This window comes from Streptomyces eurocidicus (genome assembly GCF_002891295.1).
Classification (GTDB): Bacteria; Actinomycetota; Actinomycetes; order Streptomycetales; family Streptomycetaceae; genus Streptomyces; species Streptomyces eurocidicus.
In genome coordinates this window covers 259681-282254 of sequence record NZ_LGUI01000008.1, presented here as the reverse complement: position 1 = coordinate 282254, position 22574 = coordinate 259681, and the positions used below count along the sequence as shown (strand labels likewise).

The window sequence follows — 22574 nt, the reverse complement described above, 5'->3', positions numbered from 1 at the left end:
AGGGCCGCTCGAACCACCTGCCTCACCCCGCCCCCTCTGAATTCCTTTCGCACCGGACGGAGCCCATGGACACGCTCAGACCCGACGACCCGCAGTGGGTCGGCCCCTACCGCCTGGAAGGACGGCTCGGCGAGGGCGGCATGGGATCGGTCTTCCTCGGTACGTCACCGGGCGGCCGGAAGGTCGCGGTCAAGCTGATCAAGCGGGAGCTCGCGGCGACCCCGCAGTTCCGGCAGCGGTTCGCGCGCGAGGTGGACGCGGCGCGGCGGGTCGGCGGCTTCCACACCGCGCAGGTGGTCGACGCCGATCCCGGGGCCGAGTGCCCGTGGCTGGTCACGGCGTTCATCCCGGGCCCGACGCTGCACGACGTCGTCGCCGAGGACGGACCGCTGGACGCCGCCGCCGTGCTGCGGCTCGGCGCGGGGCTCGCGGAAGGGCTCGCCGCGATCCACAAGTGCGGCCTGGTGCACCGGGACCTGAAGCCCGGCAATGTCATCCTCGCCGATGACGGGCCGCGCATCATCGACTTCGGGATCGCCCGCGCCGTGGACGCCAGTTCGCTCACCGCGACGGGCACGGTCATCGGCACCTACTCGTACATGTCGCCGGAACAGATCCGCGCCGACCGGGCGGGGGCGGCGAGCGATGTGTTCTCGCTCGGCTCGGTGCTCGCGTTCGCCGCGACCGGACGCGGGCCCTTCGACGCGCCCACGCTGATCGAGGTCGTCCAGCGCATCCTGGGCGAGGCCCCCGCGCTCGACGGCGTCGACGACGGTGCGCTGCGGGAGCTGCTCACCGCGTGCCTGGCCAAGGAGCCCGGGGCGCGGCCGGCCGTCGACGGGCTGCCCGCGCGGTTCGCGGCGCGGGCGGGCGGGGGCGGGGGTGCTGTCGTGGGGCCCGGGCCTGTGGGATCCGGGCCTGTGGGATCCGGGCCTGTGGGATCCGGGCCTGTGGGATCCGGGCCTGTGGGATCCGGGCCGGCGAGACCCCGCCCTGCGGGACCCCGCCCTGTGGATCCTCGCGTACCCATGTCTGCCGCGGGTGCGCCCGTGGCCGCCGCGCCCCCGCTGATGAGCCACCCGCCGACCGTCGCCGCACCCCCCGGCACCCCGCCACCGGGGTTCGGGCCGGCGAGCGCCCCCGCCGGCGCGAGCGCCCCCGCCGACGCGGGTGACAGGCCGCGGACGGGCAAGCTGTCGCGGCGCACGCTCCTGTTCGCCGGGCTCGGGACGGCGGCCGCCGCCACGGCGGTCGGGCTGCCGATCCTGCTGCGCCACGACGCGGCGGGCGACTCCCCGGACGCCGGCACCGGGCCGGGCGCTTCGGAACCGGGCACTTCGAAACCGGACGCTTCGAAGCCGGCCGGGGCCGAGCCCGTCCGTCTCAAGGGCCTCGAAACGGCGCGGGCGCTCGCCTTCAGCAAGGACGGCAAGCAGCTGTACGGCACCGGCCACAACAGCATCTGGCGCTGGAACCCGAGCACCAGGGAAGGCGCCCCCGTCCGCATCGGCGCCCCGGGGTACCTCCAGCCCGCGGTGTTCAGCCGGGACCTCGGCCTCCTCGTCAGGGCCGAGGAGAACAAGGTCCGCGTCTGGGACACGGCCACCGGCAGGACCGTGCACACATTCACGCTGCCCACGGAGCAGGGGCCGACCCAGCGGGGCTGGCCCACGGGCCTGGCCATCAGCGCGGACGGCGGGACGCTGGCCGCGAGCACCCCGGAGGGCCTGCGCCTCTGGGCGCTGCCGTCCGGCGAGGACAAGGGCGTCTCCACGAGCGCGCCCGGCGGCCCCGTGGCGATCAGCGGCGACGGCCGGACGCTGGTCAGCGGGTACTCCCTGCAGACCCGTACCCCCGGGGGAGAGCCCACCGGCGCGGTCAAGGACAGCGACGGTGCCAATGCCGCCGTGTTCAGCCCGGACGGCCATCTCCTCGCTTACGGGACGCAGGGCGGCCACCTGGTGTTGTGGAACGTCGACTCCCGCTCGGAGGTCGTCCGGTTCAAGGACCTGCACCGGGTCACGGCCCTCGCGTTCCACCCGGAGGGGCGCCTCCTGGTCGGCGGCGACGACTCGACCGCCCATGTCTGGGACACGGTCGAGGGGAAGGAAGTCGGCCGCTACAAGTGCCCCAACGGGATCGAGGCGGTGGCCGTCAGCCCGGACGGCAAGACCGTGGCGATCGGCCTCAGCATGGCGGTCGACTTCGCCGCCAAGGACTCGGTCCTGCTCTGGCGGCTGCCCTGACCCGACTCCGGCGTCGCGGATCGGGCCCGGCGTCGCCGATCGGGCTCTGCCCGCGCCGATCGGGCTCTGCCCGCGATCGCGGGGAGCCGTCGTACGGGGCACGCCGGAGGCGGCCGTCAGGGTCGGCGGACGCACCCCACCGGAGACCACGGGCAGGCGGACGGACCGGCCGTCGTCACGTGCGCGCCCCCGGCCGCCCGTCAGAGGAACTCCGCGTGCGCGTCCAGCGCCCGCAGCACCTCCGCCTCGTCCGCCGCCGGGAGCCCGACCACGACCTCCCGCAGCCCCAGCTCGGCGAAGTGCGCGAGCTTCCCGGCCGAGGGGTGCACGGCGTACGGCACGACGTCCGGCTCGCCCTGCCGCCCCGCGTCCTCCCACGCCCGGCGCAGCTGCGGCAGCGCCTCGCCCAGGCCGCTGCCGCCGATGGGCAGCCAGCCGTCCGCGTACTCCGCGACGTGCGCGAAGAGCTTCGGCCCGGCGGCCCCGCCGATCAGGACGCGCGGCCCGAAGAGCGGCTCGGCGCCCTTGCGCTCGCGGGGCGCGCGCAGCGGTTTGGGGTGCGCCCAGCTGGCCCCCACGGACCCGAACTCGCCCTCGTAGGCCATGGGTTCCGGCGCCCACAGCGCGCGCATCAGGGCCATCCGGTCCCGTACCAGAGCCCGCCGCGTCGTCCACTCCACGCCGTGGTCGGCGCTCTCCTCCACGTTCCAGCCGAAGCCGATGCCCAGGGTGAAGCGGCCGCCGCTGACGAAGTCGAGCGTGGCGACCTGCTTGGCGAGCACGATCGGGTCGTGCTGGGCGATCAGCGCGATCCCGGTGCCCAGCGTGATCCGCTCGGTCACCGCGGCGGCCTGGCCCAGCGCGACGACGGGGTCGAGGGACCGCCCGTACTCGCGCGGCAGCGGGTCGTCGCCCGACGGGGCGGGCGTGTCACGGCTGACCGGGATGTGGGTGTGCTCGGGCAGATAGAGCCCGTCGAAGCCGCGCTGCTCCAGCTCGCGGGCGAGCCGGACCGGGCTGATCGTCTCGTCTGTGAGGAAGATCGTGGTGGAGATCCGCATACGGGGGCACCTCCGTCGTGGCGTGACGTGTGTCTGGCGGAAAGCCGGCATGGCCGGGGTCAGGGGACGGGCAGGCGTGACGGCGCGCGGGTGCGGGGCACGGGCGGCGTGGGATCACCGTATGCCCAACGGCGCGCCGTGGATCCCGAACGGCGCCGAACGCCATGCGACTGTCGTAATCGGGCCCTTGGTCCGGATCGTGCCGGAGGGCGGGGCCGGTGGCCGCCGGGGTGCGGCCCGGCCCCCGCGGGATCCCGGCCCGGCCCATGGCGGGGGCCTGGTCACGGCCGGGGCGGGGCCTGGTCACGGCCGGGGCGGGCCTGGTCACGGCCGGGGCGGGCCGTCGGCGCGGGCCGCGTCCCGGCCCTTCCGTCCCGTTCCCGCGCGGGCCGCCCGGTCCGGCGGGCGGCCAGGTGACGGCGGACCGCAATCCACCCGTCCGTACCCGTTCCGCTGTGCGCCACCCGGGCGTACAACGGTGTCCAAGACGCACTTCCGTCCCGCCCTTCCCGCTCCCGCGCCGCCGCTACCCCGCCGTTTCGCAGCCGCTCCCCGCCATTCCCCGCCGCTCCCCGCCGCTCCCGTGCGTGAATGTCCGCTCCCGTCCTCCCGGAGGCCCCGGATGCACCGACGCGACCTGCTCAGACTGACGGCCGCCGCCGCGGGGGCGGCGAGCGCGCTTACGCTCGACACCGTGACGTTCGCCCACGCCGACGGGTCCGCCGACGGGTCCGCGGGCGCCGAGGAGTCCCGTACGGTCTCCGGACGGCTGCCCGCCGGCGCCCCGGACTTCGTGTACCTCCCGGTGGACGTGCCGCGCGGCGTCCGGGAGATCGCCGTGTCGTACTCCTACGACCGGCCGGCCGTACCGCCCGGCACCCCCGGCAACGCCTGCGACATCGGCGTCTTCGACGAGCGCGGCACGGGGCCGGGCGGGCCGGGGTTCCGGGGCTGGTCGGGCGGGGCGCGCACGGAGTTCACGGTCGGCACGGAGCGGGCCACGCCGGGCTATCTCGCCGGGCCCGTGCGCCCGGGCAGGTGGCACGTGTGCCTGGGCCCGTACACGGTCGCGCCGCAGGGCCTGGCCTACGAGGTGACGGTGACCCTGCGCTACGGGGCGGCGGGCGCGGCCCCCGCGCCGGTGTACCCGCCGCAGCGCGCGAAGGGGCGCGGCCGCGCCTGGTACCGGGGCGACAACCACCTGCACAGCGTGTACTCCGACGGCAAGCGCACCCCGGCCGAGGTCGCCGCCGCCGCGCGGGCGGCCGGGCTGGACTGGATCACGACGACGGAGCACAACACGACGTCGTCGCACGGCGCCTGGGAGGGCCTGTGGGGCGACGACCTCCTGATCCTCACGGGCGAGGAGGTCACCACCCGCAACGGCCACGTCCTGGCGCTCGGCACCGACCCCGGCACGTTCGTCGACTGGCGCTACCGCGCCCGTGACAACGCCTTCGGCCGCTACGCCCGCGCGATCCGCCGCGCGGGCGGCCTGGTCGTACCGGCGCATCCGCACGCGACCTGCGTCGGCTGCAACTGGAAGTTCGGCCTCAACGACGCGGACGCGGTGGAGGTCTGGAACGGGCCGTTCACACCGGACGACGAGGTCACGCTGGCGGAGTGGGACAACACGCTGGTCGCGGCGGCCCGTGGCGGCGGCCGCTGGCTGCCCGCCATGGGCAACAGCGACGCCCACCGCGAGCCCGAGCGGGTGGGCCACCCGCAGACCGTGGTCCTGGCGGACGGGCTGTCCCGGGAGGCACTGCTGGCGGGCATCCGGTCCGGGCACAGCTGGATCGCCGAGTCCTCGGCCGTCCGGCTGTCCTTCACGGCGACGGGCGGCCGGGGCGCCCACGCGGGCATCGGCGAACGGCTGCGCGTGGACGGCGACGCGGCCGTGACCGTACGGCTGGAGGTGTCCGGGGTGCCGGGCGGCTGCACGGCGTCGATCGTCACCGACCAGGGCCGGCTGCTGAGCACGCCCGTACCGGCGGACGGCCGGGTGGAGTGGCACACCACGCCGTCGTACGCGGCCTACGTACGGGCGGAGGTGCGGCATCCGGCGGCGGACGGCGGGACGCCGGGGGTGCCGGGACCGATGGCGGCCATGACGAACCCGATCTTTCTGGGGCGAGAATGAACGGGTGACGGCGGCGTCCGGACCGCCGGGACCTGGGAGAACGTGATGACAGCGGCGGTGCGCCACGAGCACGCCGAACACATCGAGTACATCGGCGAGCCGGGCAGCGGCACGACGACGCTGCTCGCGGCGGTGACGCGGCTGACGGGTCCCGCCGGTGAGCGCCCGTGGGGCCGGCCGCCCCACACCCCCGCCGAGAAGAAACTGATCTCGCGCCGCCCGGCCGGGATCGTCCTCGTGCTCGACGCCACGGCGGGTGTGACGCCTCGGGTCGGCGAACTCCTGGCGCTGGCGGGCCGGGTGGGCGTACGGCACGTGTCCGTCTTCGCGAACAAGGCGGACCTGCTGCCCGACCCCCAGCTGAGGGAGGTGCTCCGGCTGGAGGTCCAGGAGGCGCTGACGGCGCACGGCTACCCGGGCGGGGGGACGGTCGTCTTCGGCTCGGCGCGCGCGGCGCTGACCGGGGACGCGGAAGCGGTGAACACCCTGCTCAGGGGGTTGGAAACGACGGTCCCCAGCCAGGACGAGGCCATGAACCGCCCGTTCCTGATGCCGGTGGAGGACACCTTCCACCTGAAGGACCGCCCGGCGTCCCGCCGCCGGGTCGTCACGGGCCGCGTCGAGCGGGGCACGGTCCGGCCGGGCGACGTCCTCGAACTCGTCGGCCTCGGGGACCCTGGCCGCACGGTGACCGTGACCGCCGTCGAGAGCCTCGGCAAGGACGTCGACACGGCCACCGCAGGCGACAACATCGGCCTGGCCCTCGCGGACACGACCCCCGTACGCGGCCAGGTCCTCACCACCCCGGGCACGGCCACCGCCCACACCGAGTTCGAGGCCGAGGCGTACGTCCTCCCGGAGGACGACGGCGGCCTCGCCGTGACCTTCTCCGCCCGCCCCGAGGCCCAGTTCTACTTCCGCACCACGGACGTCACCGGCCGGATCACCACCCTCCGCCAGGACGGCGACGTACGCGAGTCCACCCGGGGCGGCCACGTCTCCCTGACGGTCCGGCTGACGGCGCCCCTCGCCATGGAGGCGGGAACGCCGTTCTCGATGCGCGTGTCGGGCAAGGCGATCGGGCCGGGGGTGGTGACGCGGGTCGTGGCATAGCCGGAGCCTCGGAAACGGACCCGTCAGGCGGGCAGTTGCCAGGAGGGCCCGTCGGGCGAGCCGATCCAGACGGTCTGGGCGTGCTCGGCATCGACGGTCATCCCGAACCGGGACTGGTCGGGGGCCCCGGCGCCCTGCCAGAGCAGGATGGCTTCCTCCACCTGGTCCCACAGCCGCAGCGGCCCGTGCTGGTGCACCGTCCACCCGCTCCCGGAAGGTTCGGTCCACGCTTGTGACCCCGTGGCGACGTCCACCAGGACCGGGCCGTCACCCGTGGTCATCACCTCCGCGGAGGGAGCCGCGAGCTGTGCGACGAAATGACCCGTCCAGTCGTCGAGAACGACAGGGTCCACCCGCCCGGAGCGCGTGATTCCCCGGCGCCGGAAGAACGCGGGCCGTGGCGGGCGCTCGTGCGGCCGGGCCGGCATGTACGAGACGGGGTCCCCGGTGAAGCGGCCCGAAGCGCTGCCGTCCTCGGCGACAGTGAGCCGGATCAGGCCCGAGGCGAGCATCCACCCGCTGAGGGTGGTCGTGACGGTCCCGCCCACACGGACCTGCCACAGCCACGAAGGGGGAATGTGGCGTACCGCGCAGGTCGCCACTACGGCGTCGTACTCCGCCCGCTCCTTGTGGCCTTGGAGGCCGTCGCCGACGACCAGGAACGGCGAGTATCCGGCCGCGTCGAGACGGGCGGCAGCCCGGCGCGCGACGCCGGGGTCGTACTCGACGGAGGTCACCCTGCCGTCTCCGAGGCGGTGGGCGAGGATCGCGGTCGAATAGCCGGTGCCCGTACCGATCTCCAGGACACTGCTTCCCTCACGGAGATCGGCGAGTTGCAGCATGCGCACGACCAGGGAGGGCAGGGTGGACGAGGAGGTGGGGCTTCCGGTCACGGGGACATCGGCACGATCGGCGTCCAGGCCGTCCACCTGTGTCACCCATGTCCGGTCGGCGCAGGCCATGCCGATCCACTCGGCCTCCCCCACCTCCTCGCGCCGTACGGGCACCCACGCGGCGCCTTCAGGCCGGTAGACCGCCTCCCCCAGGAAGAGCTCCCGGGGCACGCTCTCGACCGCTTCTCTCAGCGCGGGGTCCGTCAGGACCCCGGTCGCGACGATCGCGCCGGCGAGCTCGCGTCGGTACTGGCCGCTGTCAACGTTCATCGAGGCACTCCGGGGTGTTGAAGCCGATCGGCGAGGCGTCGGGACCGACGGGATCGTGGCCACCTTGGTCGTGCGCCAACCGTCGCCGCTGCCGGACCAGCGCGTCGGCGGCCTGCCCGAGGCTCCTCGTGAAGGCCATCGCCGATCCGTACCCGTCCCCGGGCCCGATCCCCCGCCGGTAACGGGCCTCCTTCACGACGGCGAGGGCGTCCCGCCGTACCGGGTCGTCCATGGGCAGGTCGTCCACGGACTCCTCCAGCGCGGTGGCCGCGGCCCCGACGAAGGCGAGCAGGCGGGTGGTGAGGGCGCGCATGCGGTCGGGGGTGGGCAGGAGGCGGTCCATGGAGAGGGCTTCGCGGATCACGTCCTCGATGGGGGATCGACGGGGGCCGTCAGCGGCTTGAGGGCGTACGGGGGTGAGCTCTCCGACGGGGTGTCCGGTGCGGGAGGACGCGGGCATGGGACGGCTCCTTTGCAAGCGTGTGGGGGCTGGCCGAACTACGGTCCCGCAGTAGCGAGTTACACCACAAGCCGGTCAAAGAGTCTCGGGAGAATTGGCATATGCCTAACTCTGGGCATCGCTTGCACGGCAGGGGACAGGCGGTGGAAGACTGCCAACAGCAGGGCCCCGGAAGACGACAGGGGCCTGTTGCGAACCAACAGCGATGCGCCGTCGGGGTACAGAGGCGCGGTACCGGGTACAGCACCGGGAGGGCTCAAAGTGGCAGCACGACGCGGTCCGACGTTCCGTCGGAGGGAGCTCGGCAAGGAGCTCCGCCGCCTGCGGGAGAAGAAGGGCTACAGCACAAAGGAAGCGGCTGCGGCCATCGAGAGCTCGGACACCAAGCTCAACAGGGTCGAGTCCGGCCACAACCAGCTTCCGCGTGTCCGCGATCTGGAAGACCTGCTCGACTTCTACGGCGTAACCGACCGCAACGACCGTGATCAGCTGTTGGGGCTCCACCGGGATTCCCTCAGCGCTGACTGGTACAGGCCCTATCAGAACTACATGCCGTCCGGCCAACTTCTGTACGTAGGACTGGAGACCGATGCCCGCACGATGCGCGCCTGGCACTCCCAGGTCGTCTTCGGCCTCCTGCAAACGGAGCGCTACACACATGCATTGTTCACGACGGCCAAGCCGGTCGAGGAGAGGACAACCGAGTTCGTGGAAGAGTCCGTGGCCGCCCGGATGAAGCGCAAGGAAGTGGTCTTCGGCGACGATCCGGTCGAACTGCGCGTGATCCTCGACGAGGCTGCCCTACGGCGCGTGGTCGGCAGTCCTGCTGTCATGCGTGAGCAATACGAAGAGATCGCGAGGGCGGCTGAGCTCGACCACGTGACCGTCCAGATCCTCCCGATGAACCTGCCCACCTACAGAGCGAACGCGAACTTCGTCATCCTGGACTTCGACTCCGGTCTCGACCCCGTCGTCATGGAAGACAGCCCGTCCGTCATGACGGTCAGCGACCGGCCGCGCGAGGTCTGGAAGCATGCCCGGAAGTTCGACGCGCTGCGAGAGGGCGCCCTCGCTCCCGCCAAGACAGCGGATTTCCTGCACCGACTGGGAAGAGAGATCGATGAGCACTAGCCCCCGTCTGACCGCCCTCGAAGTAGCGTCCGGCGACGTCTGGTTCAAGTCCTCGCACAGCGGCGACAACGGAGCAGGCGGATGCGTCTCCGTCGCGGCGCTGCCCGACCACGTCGGCTTCCGCGACTCCAAACAGCCCAACGGCCCAGCCGTCGTCGTCCCGACGACATCCTGGTCCGCGTTCATCCGCGAGGTCCGGGCCGGGCGAATGGGCCGCTGACGCGGCCCCGCGTGGCCCCCTCGGTCAGCCCTTGAGGTCACCGCCGTGGCACATGCGCCGCATCTTGAACCACACCTCCGCGTCCGCCCCGTTGTGCCACCCCGTCTCGTACTTCGGGCTGCGGCCGGAGGACACCGGGTCGAAGTAGGTGTACGTCACGTCGTACGTGCCGATGAGCACGCGGGCGAAGGGGTCCGCGCAGTAGGCGCGGTCCCACAGGTACATGCGGACGCTGCTCTGCCGCTTGCCCTTGTACGTGCGCCGGCACTCCGTGTACGTGGCCTCCCCGCCCGTGTCGGTGATGGTGCGGGGCGGCTGGCAGGTCTCCGCCGTGACGTGGGACTCCGCCGCCGCGGGGCTCGCGGCGGTGCCGCCGGCGAGCAGGGCCGCCGCCGAGGCGGCCGAGGCGAGGAGGGTACGCGTGCGGGTTCTCATGGGCTGACTCCCCTGCGGTGAGGTCGAGGATGCCGTCAGCCGCACATGCTGCCCATCCGCCGGGGCCCCGGCCAGAGCCGTGACCGAGCATGTCCGGAACGGACCGATGCTCTTGCCCCGCCCCCGGTCCTCGGCTAGTCCTCGGCCACGAGCACCGGCGTCGCCCCCGTCAGCACCTCGCCCCGGAAGAACGCCGGGCTCCGCCACCGCATCACCAGCATCAGCACCACGCCCACCAGCAACAGCCCCACCCCTATGACGAAGACCGAGCCGATGCCCAGGACGGAGCTGCCACTGCCGTACGCCGGGTCCCACATGTCGTAGAGCGTCTTGCAGAAGACGGCGGCCAGCAAGAGCCCGCCCAGTACCGGGAAGACGCCCTTGAAGAGCGCGTCGCGGACCGAGCGACGCAGCTCGCCCCGGAAGTACCAGGCGCAGGCGAAGGCCGTGATCGAGTAGTAGAAGCAGATCATCAGCCCGAGGGCGTAGATCGTGTCGATCAGGACGTTCTCGCTGAGGAAGCTCATCACCGCGTAGAAGACGCCGGTGGCGACGCCCGCCGCGACGGTCGCCCGGCCCGGGGACCGGAAGCGCGGGTGGACGCGGGCGAAGGACGGCGGCAGCGCCTGGTAGGCGCTCATGGCCAGGACCGTGCGGGCGACCGGCAGGAACGTCGTCTGGAGGCTCGCGGCGGCCGAGGCCAGGACCGCGACGAAGAGCAGGATGCCGAGCGCCGTGCCCATGACGGGGTCGGCGAGGGCGGCGAAGACGTTGTCGGCGGTCTCCGGGTTGCCGAGGCCCAGGCCCCGGTCGCCGACGCCCGCGTACATCTGGGCGGCGACGGCGGTCAGGAGGTACGAGCCCACGAGCACGACCATGGCGATCAGCGCGGCCCGGCCGGGCGTCCGGTCGCTGCCCTCGGTCTCCTCGTTGACCGTCAGACAGGCGTCCCAGCCCCAGAACATGAAGATCGACAGGGACAGCCCGGCGGTGAAGGCCGCGAAGGACCGCACGGCGAAGGGGTCCAGCCAGGTCCAGGAGAAGTCGACGGACCCGGGCAGGTCGCCGGAGCGGGCCTTGACCAGGGCCATGGTGACGAACACGGCCAGCACCGCGAGCTGGAGGCCGACGAGGGCGTACTGCACGCCCTTGGTCGCGGTCATCCCGCGGTAGCTGACGGCGGTCGCGAGGGCGATGAAGGCCAGGCAGGTCGCCACGTGCGCGGGCCGGTTGCCGTCGAGGGCGGCGACCGCGCCGCTGCCGGTGAGCTCGCCGAGGAGGAGGTAGAAGAAGGAGGTCGCGACGCCGGCGAGATTGGACAGCACGATGATCGTCGCGATCACCAGGCCCCAGCCGCACATCCAGCCGACCTTGGGGCCGAAGGCCCGGACGGTCCAGGTGAAGGACGTACCGCAGTCGGGCACGGCCTTGTTCAGCTCGCGGTAGGCGAAGGCGACCAGCAGCATCGGGAGGAAGCCGGCCAGGAAGACGGCGGGCATCTGGACGCCGACCTGGCCCACGGTGGGGCCGAGGGTGGAGGTCAGGCAGTAGACGGGGGCGACGGTGGAGATGCCGATGACGGCACTGCCGAGCAGCCCTACGGAGTTGCCGCTGAGGCCCTTGCCGCCGGCGGCGGCACCGGCGCTCCCCGCACGGGGGCCGTCCGCGCCTCCGCCGCGCCGTCTGCGGCCGACGCTCATTACCGTGTCTCCGGCCCGTGGCCGCGGGGCGATCTGAACCATGGGCAGGACGTTAGGTGCTGCTGTTTCCGTATCCCGGCTGCCACGGTCCAGCTTTCGAACCTTGAACGTAGCGCCCTCCAAGGCGAGTTGACCTGGCAAAGAAAGGACATCCGCACGTTACGACCGGTAACACCAAGGGCCCACCGCGCTCCGGGCGCTTTGCGGGAACCGCAGCGGCGTCCCATTCGTCCCGATTCGAAAATTTCCCGAACCCACCCCGGGACACCGGGCCGTCTCAGCACCCGGTCCCGCTCAGCCCCCCGTCGCCACCGTCTCCGTGTCCCGCCCGGACCGCAGCACCCGCCCCGGCAGCGCCCCCGTCGCCACGTCGTGCCGGACCGTCTCCACCCCGTTCACCCGCACGCTCACCACGCCCACCGCCCGCGAGTCCAGCCGCGGCCCGTCGCCCGGCAGGTCGTGGACGAGCGAGGCCGGGCCCGCGTCGATCCGGGACGGGTCGAAGAGCACGAGGTCCGCGTGCGCGCCCTCGGCGATCCGGCCCCGGTCGCGGAGGCCGAAGAGCCGGGCCGGGTCGCCGGTCAGCATCCGCACGGCCGTCTCCAGCGGCACCAGCTTCCGCCCGCGCAGGCAGTCGCCCAGGAACCGCGTCGTGTACGGCGCCCCGCACATCCGGTCCAGGTGGGCCCCCGCGTCCGAGCCGCCCAGCAGCACGTCCTCGTGCTCCCAGGTGCGGCGGCGCAGCTCCCAGCTCGCGGCGTCGTTGTCGGCCGGCATCGGCCACAGCACCGTACGCAGCCCGTCGGCGGCGCAGATCTCCACCAGGCAGGCGAAGGGGTCCAGGCCGCGCTCGGCGGCGATGTCGCCGACGACCCGGCCGGTGAGCCCGTCGTTCTCCCGGGCGTACGTGTCCCCGACGACGTACCGCCCGAAGTCCGCGAACCGCCGGAAGACCCCCGCCTCCTCGCTCCGCGCCCGGCGCAGCATCTCCTCACGCACGGGCGCGCGGCGCAGCTCGGCGATGCGCCGGGGCACGGGCAGGGCGAGGACCTCGCCCCAGCCGGGTATCAGGTTCAGGGCGCAGAAGGTGCCGAGCGACATGTTCATGGGCGTGAGGATCGGCATGGTCAGCGCCACGATCCGGCCGCCCGCGGCGCGGGCCCGCGCGCTCGCGGAGAGCTGGCGGGGCACGCGCTCGGGGACGGCGGCGTCGATGGTGAGGACGTTCCAGTTCAGCGGCCGGCCGGCGGCGGCCGTGAGGTCCACCAGGAGGTCGATCTCGGCGTCCGAGAAGCGGTCGAGGCAGCCGGTGACGATGGCCTCCAGCTGGGTGCCCTCGTGCCGGCCCACGGCGCGGGCGAGGGCCAGCAGCTCGCCGGGGCGGGCGTGCCGGGAGGCGACGGGCCTGCCGTCGCCGTCGGAGTGGGTGGTGGACTGCGTGGTGGACAGGCCCCAGGCGCCCGCGTCCATCGCGTCCCGCAGCAGGCCCGTCATCGCCGCCAGTTGCCCGTCGTCCGGCGTGCCGCCCACCGCGCCGGGCCCCATGACGTGGCGGCGCAGCGCGCAGTGGCCCACCATGAACCCGGCGTTGACGGCGATCCGCCCGTCCAGCGCCGCAAGGTACTCCCCGAAGGTCGACCAGTTCCAGGGCGCGCCCTCCTCCAGGGCCGCCAGCGACATCCCCTCGACCTTGCTCATCATCCGGCGCGTGTAGTCGGCGTCGGCGGGGCGGGCGGGGTTGAGGGGCGCGAGCGTGAAGCCGCAGTTGCCGCCGACGACGGTGGTGACGCCGTGGCTCAGGGACGGGGTGGCGCAGGGGTCCCAGAAGAGCTGCGCGTCGTAGTGGGTGTGCGGGTCGACGAAGCCGGGGGCGAGGACGAGCCCGCTCGCGTCCTCCTCGGTCCGCGCCCGTTCCCCGATCCGCCCGGCGTGCACCCTCGACCGCCCGATCAGGGCGATCCGTCCGTCCCGGATGCCCACGTCGGCGGTGTAGGAGGGGCCTCCGGTGCCGTCGACGACGGTGGCGCGCCTGATCAGATGGTCGAGCATGAGGGCTCACCTCGGTCTCTGTCGGGAGCGTGGGGGCGGCCGGAGGGCGCGCCCGGCCGGGGCTGGGGGCGTACGGACGTCCCGGGCCGGCCGTTCCTCGAAGGCGCCCGGCCGGAAGCCGGGGCGGTGACCCGGGAGGCACCGCCCCGGCGTATGGGGGGGAGCCCCGGTCAGCCGGCCGCCTGGCGGAATCGCGTCGTCCGGTGCAAGGGGTCCGTGTCTATCTTCGGGATGACGTGCTCCCCGATCAGCCGGATCGTCCGCAGGGTCTCCTCGGCCGGCACCCCCACCGGCAGCCCGAACGAGAGCTGGTCGGCGCCCGCCTGCTCCCACCTCTTGCACTGGCGGAAGACCTCGTCCGGGTCACCGCAGATCATCAGCTCCTCGGCGATGAGCAGCTCGATGATCTCCTCGGTGTACTCCGGCAGCAGTTCGGGCCACCGCGGGATGCCCTCGGGGCGGGGGAAGGTGTCGTGGTAGCGGAAGAGGAGCGACTGGAGGTAGTGCAGCCCGCCGCGCGCCGCCGTGGCCACGGCCTCGGCGTGGGTCTCGGCGCAGATCGCGGTCGAGGTCACCATGACGTTGTCGTTGACGAAGGCGCCGACCGCGCGGGCGTCCTTGATCGCCGTCTTGTAGGAGTCGACCACCCACTCCATGTCGGCGACCTTCTGCACGCTGAAGCCGAGCACCCCGAGCCCCTTACGGGCGGCCATCGCGTACGAGGAGGGGGAGCCGGCCGCGTACCACATGGCCGGGTGAGCCTTCCCGTACGGCTTGGGGAGGACCTTCCGCGGCGGCAGCGACCAGTGCGCGCCCTGGAAGCCCTGGTACTCGTCCTGGAGCCACATCCGGGGGAACTCGGCGATCGTCTCCTCCCAGATCTCCTTGGTGACGTTCATGTCGGTGACGCCCGGCATGAACCCGAGGATCTCGTGGCTGCCCGCGCCCCGGCCGGTGCCGAACTCGAAGCGGCCGCCGGAGAGGTGGTCGAGCATGGCGGCCTTCTCGGCGACCTTGGCGGGGTGGTTGACCTGGGGAAGCGGGTTGAAGATGCCGGAGCCGAGGTGGATGCGGTCGGTGGCGTGCGCGAGGTAGCCGAGGAAGACGTCGTTGGCGGAGAGGTGCGAGTACTCGTCCAGGAAGTGGTGCTCGGAGGCCCATGCGTACTTGAAACCGGACCGGTCGGCCTGGATGACGTACTCGGTCTCTTCCAGCAGCGCGTGGTGCTCGGCCTCGGGGTCGGTCCGCGACCGGTCAGCCGGTACGTAGCCCTGCACGAAGATCCCGAATTCCAAGGAGGTTCACCGTCCCTAGATCTCTGACGGATTCCTGGCAGCGGTCTGACAGTTTTCTGACTCTCCGTCAGATCTCCAGACTCTGGCACCCGGGGTGGAGCAGCGTCAAGGCATCGCGGGGGCCGGCGTCGGGTGCGGCGGGAGGTGCCCTGCGGGCGGCTTTTTCCCCAGCCCCGCCCCTTCCCGTAACCGGGGGCTCCGCCCCCGGGCCCCCGGCCGCGCTGACGCGCGGTGTCCTCAATCGCCGGACGGGCTGAATTTCAGCCCGTCCGGCGATTGAGGACCGGGGTCCGGGGCGGAGCCCCGGTTCGGGAAGGGGCGGGGCGGGGACAAAGCCCCGCGCAGCGGCACCCCGCCCCCACGCCCCACCCGCCGCTAATCCAGGAGCAACGGCCCCACCAACTCCGCAAACACCTCCATCTGCGCCAGCAACTCCCCCACCCCGCGACAGCGAAACCGCACCTGCACCTGATCCACCCCCATCCCCCGGTACACCCGCAGCGACTCCGCCACCGTCCCCGCCGCCCCCGTGAGCGTCCCCGCCCCCGTGTCCCAGGCGGGCGTTCCCACGTACAGCGGCTCCGCGATCGCCCCCACCGCGAAGGGGCCGTCCAGCCCGGCCTCCTCGCGCAGCCGGCGCAGTGTCGCGACGCGCCGGGGCAGGGCCTCGCGCCGGTCGCCCTGGGAGAGCCAGCCGTCGGCCTTGAGGGCGGCGCGGCGGAGCGCGGCGGGCGAGGAGCCGCCCACCCAGAGGGGCGGCCGGGGCGTACGGACCGGCCGGGGCCCCTGGCCGAGGCCGCGGAAGGCGAAGCGCCGGCCGCTGAACTCGGGGAACTCCGCCGGACCCAGGGCCGCCTTCAGGGCGTCGACGGTCTCGTCCAGTACGGCGCCGCGCCGCGCGAAGTCCACCCCGAGCGCCTCGAACTCCTCCCGTACGTGCCCGGCGCCGACGCCGAGGACGAGCCGGCCGTCCGCGAGCCGGTCGACGGTGGCGTACTGCTTGGCGAGGGCGAGCGGGTGCCGCAGCGCGGCGACCGCGACATGGCTGAGCAGCAGGGTCCGCTCGGTCACGGCGGCGAGGTGGGCGAGGGTGGCGACCGGGTCGTACCAGACGGTTCCCATGGCGGCGGCCAGCCTCGCGGGCACGGCGACGTGGTCGCAGGTGGCGAGGTAGGCGAAGCCGAGCCGGTCGGCGGCGCGGGCGACCTCCCGCAGCTCACGGGGGCCGGCCTCGACCTCCCAGGGCTCGGCGTAGAGCGTGCTCAGGGAGGTGACGGGCACCTGCATGCCGTACGACAGGCGGTCGCCGGGCAGCACCCCGAGGCCGGTGCGCGCCCCCTCGTCCTCGTACCCGTCCTCGTACCCGTCCTCGTACCCGCCCCCGCCCTCGTACCCGCCCCCGGACCCGTCCTCGTACCCGCCCCCGTCCTCGTACCCGCCCCCGGACTCCGTGTCACGCACTCCCGGCCCCCGCCCAGAGCCCCTCCTCCGTCAGCCCCAGCAGTTCGATCGCGTTCCCGCGCACGATCCGCTCCACCACGTCCGGCGCCAGATGTCCCATCTGTTCCTCCGCCACCTCCCGCGAGCGCGGCCAGGTCGAGTCCGAGTGCGGGTAGTCCGTCTCGTAGAGCACGTTTCCCACGCCGATCGCGTCGAGGTTGCGCAGGCCGAAGGCGTCGTCGAAGAAGCAGCCGTACACATGCGCGGCGAAGAGCTCGGAGGGCGGCCGGAGCACCTTGCCGGCGACGCCGCCCCAGCCGCGGTTCTCCGCCCAGACGACGTCGGCGCGCTCCAGGATGTACGGGATCCAGCCGATCTGTCCCTCCGCGTACATGACGCGGAGGCCGGGGAAGCGGTCGAAGACCCCGGACATCAGCCAGTCGGTCAGGGAGAAGCAGCAGTTCGCGAAGGTGATCGTGGAGCCGACCGCGGGCGGTGCGTCCGCCGAGGTGGAGGGCATCCGGGAGGACGAGCCGATGTGCATGGCGACGACCGTGCCGGTCTCGGCGCAGGCCCGCAGGAAGGGGTCCCAGGCGTCGGTGTGGACCGACGGCAGGCCGAGGTGCGGGGGGATCTCGGAGAAGCAGACGGCGCGTACGCCACGGGCGGCGTTGCGCCGCACCTCCGCGGCGGCGAGGTCCGCGTCCCACAGCGGGACGAGGGCGAGGGGTATCAGGCGTCCGCGCGCGTCCGGGCCGCACCATTCCTCGACCATCCAGTCGTTGTAGGCGCGGACGCCCAGCAGGCCCAGCTCGCGGTCCTTCGCCTCGGTGAAGGTCTGCCCGCAGAAGCGCGGGAAGGTGGGGAAGCAGAGCGCGGACTGGACATGGTTGCGATCCATATCGGCCAATCGTTCCGGCACGCTGTAGGACCCCGGACGCATCTCGTCGTAGGTGATTCCCTTGAGTCTGACCTCATCCCTGGAGCATCCGACGGCGGTATCCAGCCGAGTGAGCGGACGGTGCAAATCCTCATAGATCCACCAGTCGGCCATCGGGCCGTCGTCCCCGGTGGCCCCCATGACCGGTGCGAATCTTCCGCCCACGAAGGTCATCTCCTTCACGGGGGCCCGTACGATTCGCGGTCCGACGTCGAGGAACTTCGCCGGTAGCCGGTCCCGCCAGACGTGGGGAGGCTCGACCGTATGGTCGTCCACCGAGATTATCTTGGGGATGCTCGCCATGGCTGACACGTTAGCGACGAACTGACGGCCCGTCAGCATGCTGGTGCGACGGTCCGGGGCGGGCCTTGTGGAGAGGCCGGACCCCTGCTGACGTAGAGGCTCCGAACAAGGCAGACTGGCCGGTGCGACCGAGCGGGACAAGCAGGGGGTCACAATGGCCGGCGATACAGGGCACGGGCAGCAGCTTCGTTTCACCGTGCTCGGGCCCGTGCGGGCCCGGCGCGGTGGGGAGCTCCTCCACACCGGTTCGCCCCAGCAGCGCGCACTCCTGGCCGCGCTGCTGCTGCGCGGCGGACGCACCGCCACCGCACCCGAGCTGGTGGACGCCCTCTGGGGCGACGAACCACCCCACGCCGCCCTCGCGGCACTGCGCACCTACGCCTCACGACTACGCAAAGCCTTCGGCCCCGACGCCGACACCCTCATCAGCGAATCCGGCGGCTACGCCATACGCACCGGCCACGGCTGCCTCGACACCGACCGCGCCGAACACCTCGCCACCCACGCCGAAAAAGCCCGCACCACCGGCGACCGCACCCGCGCCCGCGAACTCATCAACGAAGCCCTCGACCTCTGGGACGGCGAACCCCTCGCCGGACTCCCCGGCCCCTTCGCCGAAACCCAGCGCACACGCCTCGAAGAATGGCGCCTCACCCTCCTCGAAACCCGCCTCGACCTCGACCTCGAAGTCGGCGCCCACGCCGAAGCCGTCGCCGAACTCACCGCCCTCACCGCCGCCCACCCCCTCCGCGAACGCCTCCGCGAACTCCTCATGCTCGCCCTCTACCGCAGCGGCCGCCAAGCCGAAGCCCTCGCCGTCTACGCCGACACCCGCCGCCTCCTCGCCGACGAACTCGGCGTCGACCCCTGCCCCGAACTCTCCGAACTCCAGCAACGCATCCTCCAAGCCGACACCGACCTCGCCCTGCACCTGTCCCCGGCCGACCGGCCCGGCGCCGGCCCCGCCTTCATCCGGCCCGCGCAGCTGCCGGCGACGGTCTCGGACTTCACCGGCCGCGTCGCGTTCGTCGACGAGCTGAGCGATCAGCTGGCCACGGCCGAGGGCCGCATCATGGCCGTCTCCGCGGTCGCGGGCATCGGCGGCGTCGGCAAGACGACGCTGGCGGTGCACGTCGCCCACGCCGCCCGTAACCACTTCCCGGACGGCCAGCTCTACGTCGACCTCCAGGGCGCCGGGCCGGTGCCCGCCGAGCCCGAGGCCGTCCTCGGCGCCTTCCTGCGGGCCCTCGGCACGCCCGACAGCGCCATCCCCGAGGGCCTCCAGGAGCGCGCCGCCCTCTTCCGTTCCACCCTGGACGGCCGCCGCGTCCTCACCCTCCTCGACAACGCCCGGGACGCCGCGCAGATCCGCCCGCTGCTGCCCGGCACCGAGGGCTGCGCGGCACTGGTCACCAGCCGCTCCCGCATGGTCGACCTGGCCGGCGCGCACCTCGTCGACCTGGACGTGATGAGCCCCGAGGAGGCGCTCGTCCTCTTCACCCGCATCGTGGGCGCGGAGCGGGTGGGCGCCGAGCGCGACGCCGCCATGGACGTCGTCGCCGCCTGCGGCTTCCTGCCGCTGGCCATCCGCATCGCCGCCTCCCGGCTGGCCGCCCGCCGCACCTGGACGGTCTCCGTCCTCGCCCGCAAGCTCGGCGACGAGCGCCGCCGCCTCGACGAGCTGCGCGCCGGCGACCTCGCCGTGAAGGCCACCTTCGAGCTCGGCTACGGCCAGCTGGAGCCCGCCCAGGCCCGCGCCTTCCGCCTCCTCGGCCTCGCCGACGGCCCGGACATGTCCCTGGCCGCGGCCGCCGCCGTGCTCGACCTGGACCTCGACGCCACCGAGGAGGTCCTGGAGTCCCTCGTCGACACCTCGCTCCTGGAATCCGCCGCACCGGGCCGCTACCGCTTCCACGACCTCGTGCGCCTCTACGCGCGTGCATGCGCCGAGCGCGACGAACAGCCGCCCGCCGAGCGCGACGCCGCCATGTCCCGGCTCCTCGACTTCTATCTGGAGACGGCCGCGGGCGGTTACGTCCTGGAGCGCCCCGGCGACCAGCTCCTCACCCACCTGACCCCCACCACCCACCCCGGCCTCACCTTCGCCGAACGCAGCGCCGCGGGCGACTGGCTGTTCGCCGAGGCCGGCTGCCTGCTCGCCTGCGTGCGGCAGCACGCCTCGTCCACCGGCAGCACGCTGCGCCGCGCCGTCGACCTGCTGCTCGCCGCGAAGGACCTCGCCGAGTCCGGCGCCGACTCCCGGCTGTACGAGCAGGCCGCGGAGGCCCTGCTGGTCACGGCCCGGGAGGCCGGCGACCCGCGGGCCGAGGGGCGCGCCCGGTACGTCCTGGCCCATGTGCACAGCATCGCCGGCCGGTTCGACCTCGCCGACGAGCAGGCCCGGCAGGCGGTCCTCCTCGGCCGCTCCTGCGGCGACCCCATCCCCTGCTGCTACGCCGCCAACATCCGCTGCATCATCGCCATCTACGAGCACCGGCACGAGGACGCCGAGGTGTACGTGGGCCAGGCGCTCGCGGCCTTCCGCGCCGACGGCAACCGGCCGGGCGAGGCCAGCGCCCTCAGCAACCTCTCCCGGGTGCGGCTGGACGCGGGGCGCGTCGGCTCGGCCGTGGAGCTCGCCGAGCAGGCGCTCGCCCTCTACCGCGAGATCGGCGCCTCCTGGCGGGTCGCCAACGCCCTCTACGCGCTCGGTCTCGCCCTCACCGAGGGCGGGAGGTACGAGGAGGCCCTCGACCGGCTCTCGGAGGCGCTGCCCGTCTTCCGGGACAACCGGCAACGGCTGTGGGAGGGCATGACGAACTACCGCCTCGCCGAGGTCCACCTCGCCGCCGGGCGGCCGGCCGCGGCCGCGCACCACGCCGAGCAGGCGCTGAAGCTGCGGGGCATCGGCGGCGAGTGGCGGCGCGGGAACGTCCTGATCGTCCTCGGCCGCTCGCTCGACGCGCTGGGCCAGCCGGGGCGGGCGCGCGCCTGCTGGACGGAGGCCCTGTCGATCTTCGAGCAGCTGGGGACCTCGGAGGCCGCGGACGTCCGCAGGCTCCTCGCGGGAGTCGTGACGGCCGCCTAGGCAGGGCCCGGCACGACCGGGCCGGTCCGCCAGGGCCGCCCGCACCCCGTCGGCCGGGGAGCGGGCGGCTCCGCCGTGTCCGGGGTTTGCGGGCGGGTGTACGCGGGGAGGACGGTGCGGGTCGGTGGCGAAGGGCGGGCGGCTGGGCGGTGGGGGGCGGTCTCGCGGCGAGGCGGTCTCGCGGCGGGGCGGCCGAGCGGGGTGGTGGCCGAGCGGGGTGGTGGGCAAGGGGCTCGGGGGGCTCGGCGGGGTCCTGGAGGTGCGAGGGCTCACCGGCTCGTCGGACAACGCCGGTGAGGAACCGCTCAATACAGGGCGACGGCGTGACCGCGCCAGGGCCGAAAGGCTCCGAAAAAGCGCTTTCACGTGGCCGTTCATCGATCGTTTATCGCGACACGTCAACCTTACTCATGTCGATCCGTCGCGTCGGGGGGCAGGCGGGTCGTAGGTGAGGCATACGGCTTCACCTCTGGGGTGGTCACCCTGATCAGCCCCATCCCCCGTCCGGCGATCCTCGGGGGAGTCGCCGGGCGGGTTTTGCAATCCCGGAGAACCACCGCACCACTTCCCCTTCACACCAAGACGACTCGCACTGACCAACGGAGTGATCGCTATGAGCGACGAAAAACTGCTCAGGCCGGGAGTGGTGACGACACCGCAGGACGACCACGCCGGCGGTGCCACTCTCGCCGCACCGCAGCACGTGCTGGCGGACGACCACGCGGGCAGCCCGAAGCCGCTGCTCGCCCCGATGGACGACCACGCCGGGAGCCCCAAGCCGCTGGTCGCCCCCATGGACGACCACGCCGGGAGCCCGACGCCGCTGGACGTCCTGCAGGACGACCACGCCGGCAGCGAGCCCGCCTGACCACGGGCCGCCGAGCGGTCCCGGCCGACCGGAATCCCGGGCCGGCCGGGTGACCTGGGGGACCACGGGGGAACCACAGGGGGAATCACGGGGGAACGACCGGGGGACCGCACGGGGGAAAGCAGCGGGAACCCGGAGGGGGAAAGACGTGGGGAACCTCCAGGGAAAGGCACCACGGGGGCGTCCGGCGCGAGCCGGGCGGACGGGTGCCCGAACCGGAGGAGAGCAGTTCCACGGGGGAAAGACTTCACGGGTGGAACACCCACGGGGGAAGCACCGAATGAGCACCACGGAATGAGTCCGACAATTCCATAGCGGCGGCGGCACGGACAACGGGGGAGCACGACGGGGGAAGTGCCGCCGCACCGGGGGAAACCCCACGTGGGGGGAACCACACGTGGGGCCCCGTAAGGGAGATCCGCGACGGGGGGAAAAAAGCCGCGCGGGGAACCCACACGGGGGGAAATACCACGGAGGATCCGCCACGGGGGAAGCACACGGGGGATCCACCGCCGGGGGGAAAGCACCAAGGGGCGCCCGGCGGCCGGGGTTCGACTGACGTTCTCGAACGGGGGAGTCGAACCGCGGCCGCCGGGCGCCCCGCACGACAACTGAACAGGTAAGTCCCAACGGGGGGACCGACCAACGGGGGACTGACAGGGGCCGGCGTCGGCAGCGCGGAGGGGGAGCCGTCGACGCCGGCCCCTGCGGTCATGTGTCGAAAGGCGTCAGGAAATCGTCAGGACCGCAGCGTCCGGAGCCGGTGGGCCACCGCCGAGCCGCCGCCTTTCACCGTCGAACACGGGCGGACAGGCCAAGGTTCACCTGTTTCCGGACCAAGTCGCGGACGCCGTCTTCCTCGGAGGCTACGTTCGCGTGCACGGGCATCACCACCGCAACACCGCCCCCGAACAAAGGA

At 73.2% G+C, this 22574-nt stretch carries 16 protein-coding genes; 7 read left to right on the top strand and 9 right to left on the bottom strand.

Going from position 1 to position 22574, the window contains the following annotated elements:
- The first annotated feature begins 65 nt into the window (after positions 1-65).
- Positions 66-2246, top strand: coding sequence for a WD40 repeat domain-containing serine/threonine protein kinase (locus AF335_RS23350; RefSeq protein WP_102920385.1), 2181 nt, complete (start codon positions 66-68; stop codon positions 2244-2246).
- A 200-nt stretch (positions 2247-2446) separates the two neighbouring features.
- Here the strand turns inward: AF335_RS23350 and AF335_RS23345 are convergent, their stop codons facing one another.
- Positions 2447-3307 carry a TIGR03619 family F420-dependent LLM class oxidoreductase gene (locus AF335_RS23345; protein ID WP_102920384.1) on the bottom strand — a complete coding sequence of 287 codons (861 nt, stop codon included), beginning with the start codon at positions 3305-3307 and terminating at the stop codon, positions 2447-2449.
- A gap of 622 nt (positions 3308-3929) precedes the next feature.
- Here AF335_RS23345 and AF335_RS23335 point away from each other — a divergent pair.
- A complete protein-coding gene (locus tag AF335_RS23335) occupies positions 3930-5450 on the top strand; it encodes a CehA/McbA family metallohydrolase (RefSeq protein ID WP_170127788.1) in 1521 nt (506 codons plus the stop codon).
- A 45-nt stretch (positions 5451-5495) separates the two neighbouring features.
- A complete protein-coding gene (locus AF335_RS23330) occupies positions 5496-6563 on the top strand; it encodes an EF-Tu C-terminal domain-related protein (RefSeq protein ID WP_102920382.1) in 1068 nt (355 codons plus the stop codon).
- Between the two features lie 23 nt (positions 6564-6586).
- Here AF335_RS23330 and tgmC read toward each other — a convergent pair whose 3' ends face one another.
- Together tgmC and AF335_RS23320 are read right to left on the bottom strand one after the other, a co-directional pair.
- Positions 6587-7726 carry an ATP-grasp peptide maturase system methyltransferase gene (gene tgmC, locus AF335_RS23325; RefSeq protein WP_102920381.1) on the bottom strand — a complete coding sequence of 380 codons (1140 nt, stop codon included), beginning with the start codon at positions 7724-7726 and terminating at the stop codon, positions 6587-6589.
- On the bottom strand, positions 7716-8186 hold the full coding sequence (locus tag AF335_RS23320) for a DUF6415 family natural product biosynthesis protein (protein WP_146045606.1): 471 nt from the start codon (positions 8184-8186) through the stop codon (positions 7716-7718). Before AF335_RS23320 ends, tgmC begins: the two co-directional genes overlap by 11 nt.
- Positions 8187-8447: 261 nt before the next feature.
- Here AF335_RS23320 and AF335_RS23315 point away from each other — a divergent pair, with 261 nt between their 5' ends.
- Both AF335_RS23315 and AF335_RS23310 read left to right on the top strand, forming a co-directional pair.
- Entirely contained in the window at positions 8448-9317 is an 870-nt protein-coding gene (locus AF335_RS23315; protein ID WP_102920379.1) for a helix-turn-helix domain-containing protein, read from the top strand.
- A complete protein-coding gene (locus AF335_RS23310) occupies positions 9307-9537 on the top strand; it encodes a DUF397 domain-containing protein (protein WP_102920378.1) in 231 nt (76 codons plus the stop codon). Before AF335_RS23315 ends, AF335_RS23310 begins: the two co-directional genes overlap by 11 nt.
- 24 nt (positions 9538-9561) lie before the next feature.
- On the opposite strand, the gene AF335_RS23305 is transcribed toward AF335_RS23310, so the two are convergent.
- From AF335_RS23305 to AF335_RS23275, 6 genes are all read right to left on the bottom strand, one after another.
- Positions 9562-9972 (bottom strand): hypothetical protein, encoded by a 411-nt coding sequence (locus AF335_RS23305; protein ID WP_102920377.1) that lies wholly within the window; start codon positions 9970-9972, stop codon positions 9562-9564.
- Positions 9973-10106: 134 nt separating this feature from the next.
- Positions 10107-11714, bottom strand: coding sequence for an APC family permease (locus tag AF335_RS23300; RefSeq protein ID WP_102920376.1), 1608 nt, complete (start codon positions 11712-11714; stop codon positions 10107-10109).
- Between the two features lie 252 nt (positions 11715-11966).
- Positions 11967-13721 (bottom strand): N-acyl-D-amino-acid deacylase family protein, encoded by a 1755-nt coding sequence (locus AF335_RS23295; RefSeq protein ID WP_102920375.1) that lies wholly within the window; start codon positions 13719-13721, stop codon positions 11967-11969.
- Positions 13722-13891: 170 nt separating this feature from the next.
- Entirely contained in the window at positions 13892-15016 is a 1125-nt protein-coding gene (locus AF335_RS23290; protein ID WP_102920374.1) for an LLM class flavin-dependent oxidoreductase, read from the bottom strand.
- A 375-nt stretch (positions 15017-15391) separates the two neighbouring features.
- Positions 15392-16303, bottom strand: a complete 912-nt coding sequence (locus AF335_RS23285; RefSeq protein WP_102920504.1) for a TIGR03619 family F420-dependent LLM class oxidoreductase — start codon at positions 16301-16303, stop codon at positions 15392-15394.
- A gap of 166 nt (positions 16304-16469) precedes the next feature.
- Positions 16470-17699: an amidohydrolase family protein gene (locus AF335_RS23275; RefSeq protein ID WP_102920373.1), complete on the bottom strand. Its 1230-nt coding sequence runs from the start codon at positions 17697-17699 to the stop codon at positions 16470-16472.
- A 154-nt stretch (positions 17700-17853) separates the two neighbouring features.
- On the opposite strand from AF335_RS23275, the gene afsR reads away from it, so the two are divergent.
- Positions 17854-20787, top strand: a complete 2934-nt coding sequence (gene afsR, locus AF335_RS23270) for an SARP-family global regulator AfsR (protein ID WP_102920372.1) — start codon at positions 17854-17856, stop codon at positions 20785-20787.
- Between the two features lie 613 nt (positions 20788-21400).
- Positions 21401-21655, top strand: coding sequence for a hypothetical protein (locus AF335_RS23265; protein ID WP_102920371.1), 255 nt, complete (start codon positions 21401-21403; stop codon positions 21653-21655).
- Positions 21656-22574: the final 919 nt, after the last annotated feature.

Excerpts from the sequence above, each read along its gene's own strand:
- AF335_RS23350 (WP_102920385.1), top strand. The coding sequence starts at position 66 with ATGGACACGCTCAGACCCGACGACCCGCAGTGGGTCGGCCCCTACCGC.
- AF335_RS23345 (WP_102920384.1), bottom strand. The coding sequence starts at position 3,307 with ATGCGGATCTCCACCACGATCTTCCTCACAGACGAGACGATCAGCCCG.
- AF335_RS23335 (WP_170127788.1), top strand. The coding sequence starts at position 3,930 with ATGCACCGACGCGACCTGCTCAGACTGACGGCCGCCGCCGCGGGGGCG.
- AF335_RS23330 (WP_102920382.1), top strand. The coding sequence starts at position 5,496 with ATGACAGCGGCGGTGCGCCACGAGCACGCCGAACACATCGAGTACATC.
- tgmC (WP_102920381.1), bottom strand. The coding sequence starts at position 7,726 with ATGAACGTTGACAGCGGCCAGTACCGACGCGAGCTCGCCGGCGCGATC.
- AF335_RS23320 (WP_146045606.1), bottom strand. The coding sequence starts at position 8,186 with ATGCCCGCGTCCTCCCGCACCGGACACCCCGTCGGAGAGCTCACCCCC.
- AF335_RS23310 (WP_102920378.1), top strand. The coding sequence starts at position 9,307 with ATGAGCACTAGCCCCCGTCTGACCGCCCTCGAAGTAGCGTCCGGCGAC.
- AF335_RS23305 (WP_102920377.1), bottom strand. The coding sequence starts at position 9,972 with ATGAGAACCCGCACGCGTACCCTCCTCGCCTCGGCCGCCTCGGCGGCG.
- AF335_RS23300 (WP_102920376.1), bottom strand. The coding sequence starts at position 11,714 with ATGGTTCAGATCGCCCCGCGGCCACGGGCCGGAGACACGGTAATGAGC.
- AF335_RS23295 (WP_102920375.1), bottom strand. The coding sequence starts at position 13,721 with ATGCTCGACCATCTGATCAGGCGCGCCACCGTCGTCGACGGCACCGGA.
- AF335_RS23285 (WP_102920504.1), bottom strand. The coding sequence starts at position 16,303 with ATGCAGGTGCCCGTCACCTCCCTGAGCACGCTCTACGCCGAGCCCTGG.
- AF335_RS23275 (WP_102920373.1), bottom strand. The coding sequence starts at position 17,699 with ATGGCGAGCATCCCCAAGATAATCTCGGTGGACGACCATACGGTCGAG.
- afsR (WP_102920372.1), top strand. The coding sequence starts at position 17,854 with ATGGCCGGCGATACAGGGCACGGGCAGCAGCTTCGTTTCACCGTGCTC.
- AF335_RS23265 (WP_102920371.1), top strand. The coding sequence starts at position 21,401 with ATGAGCGACGAAAAACTGCTCAGGCCGGGAGTGGTGACGACACCGCAG.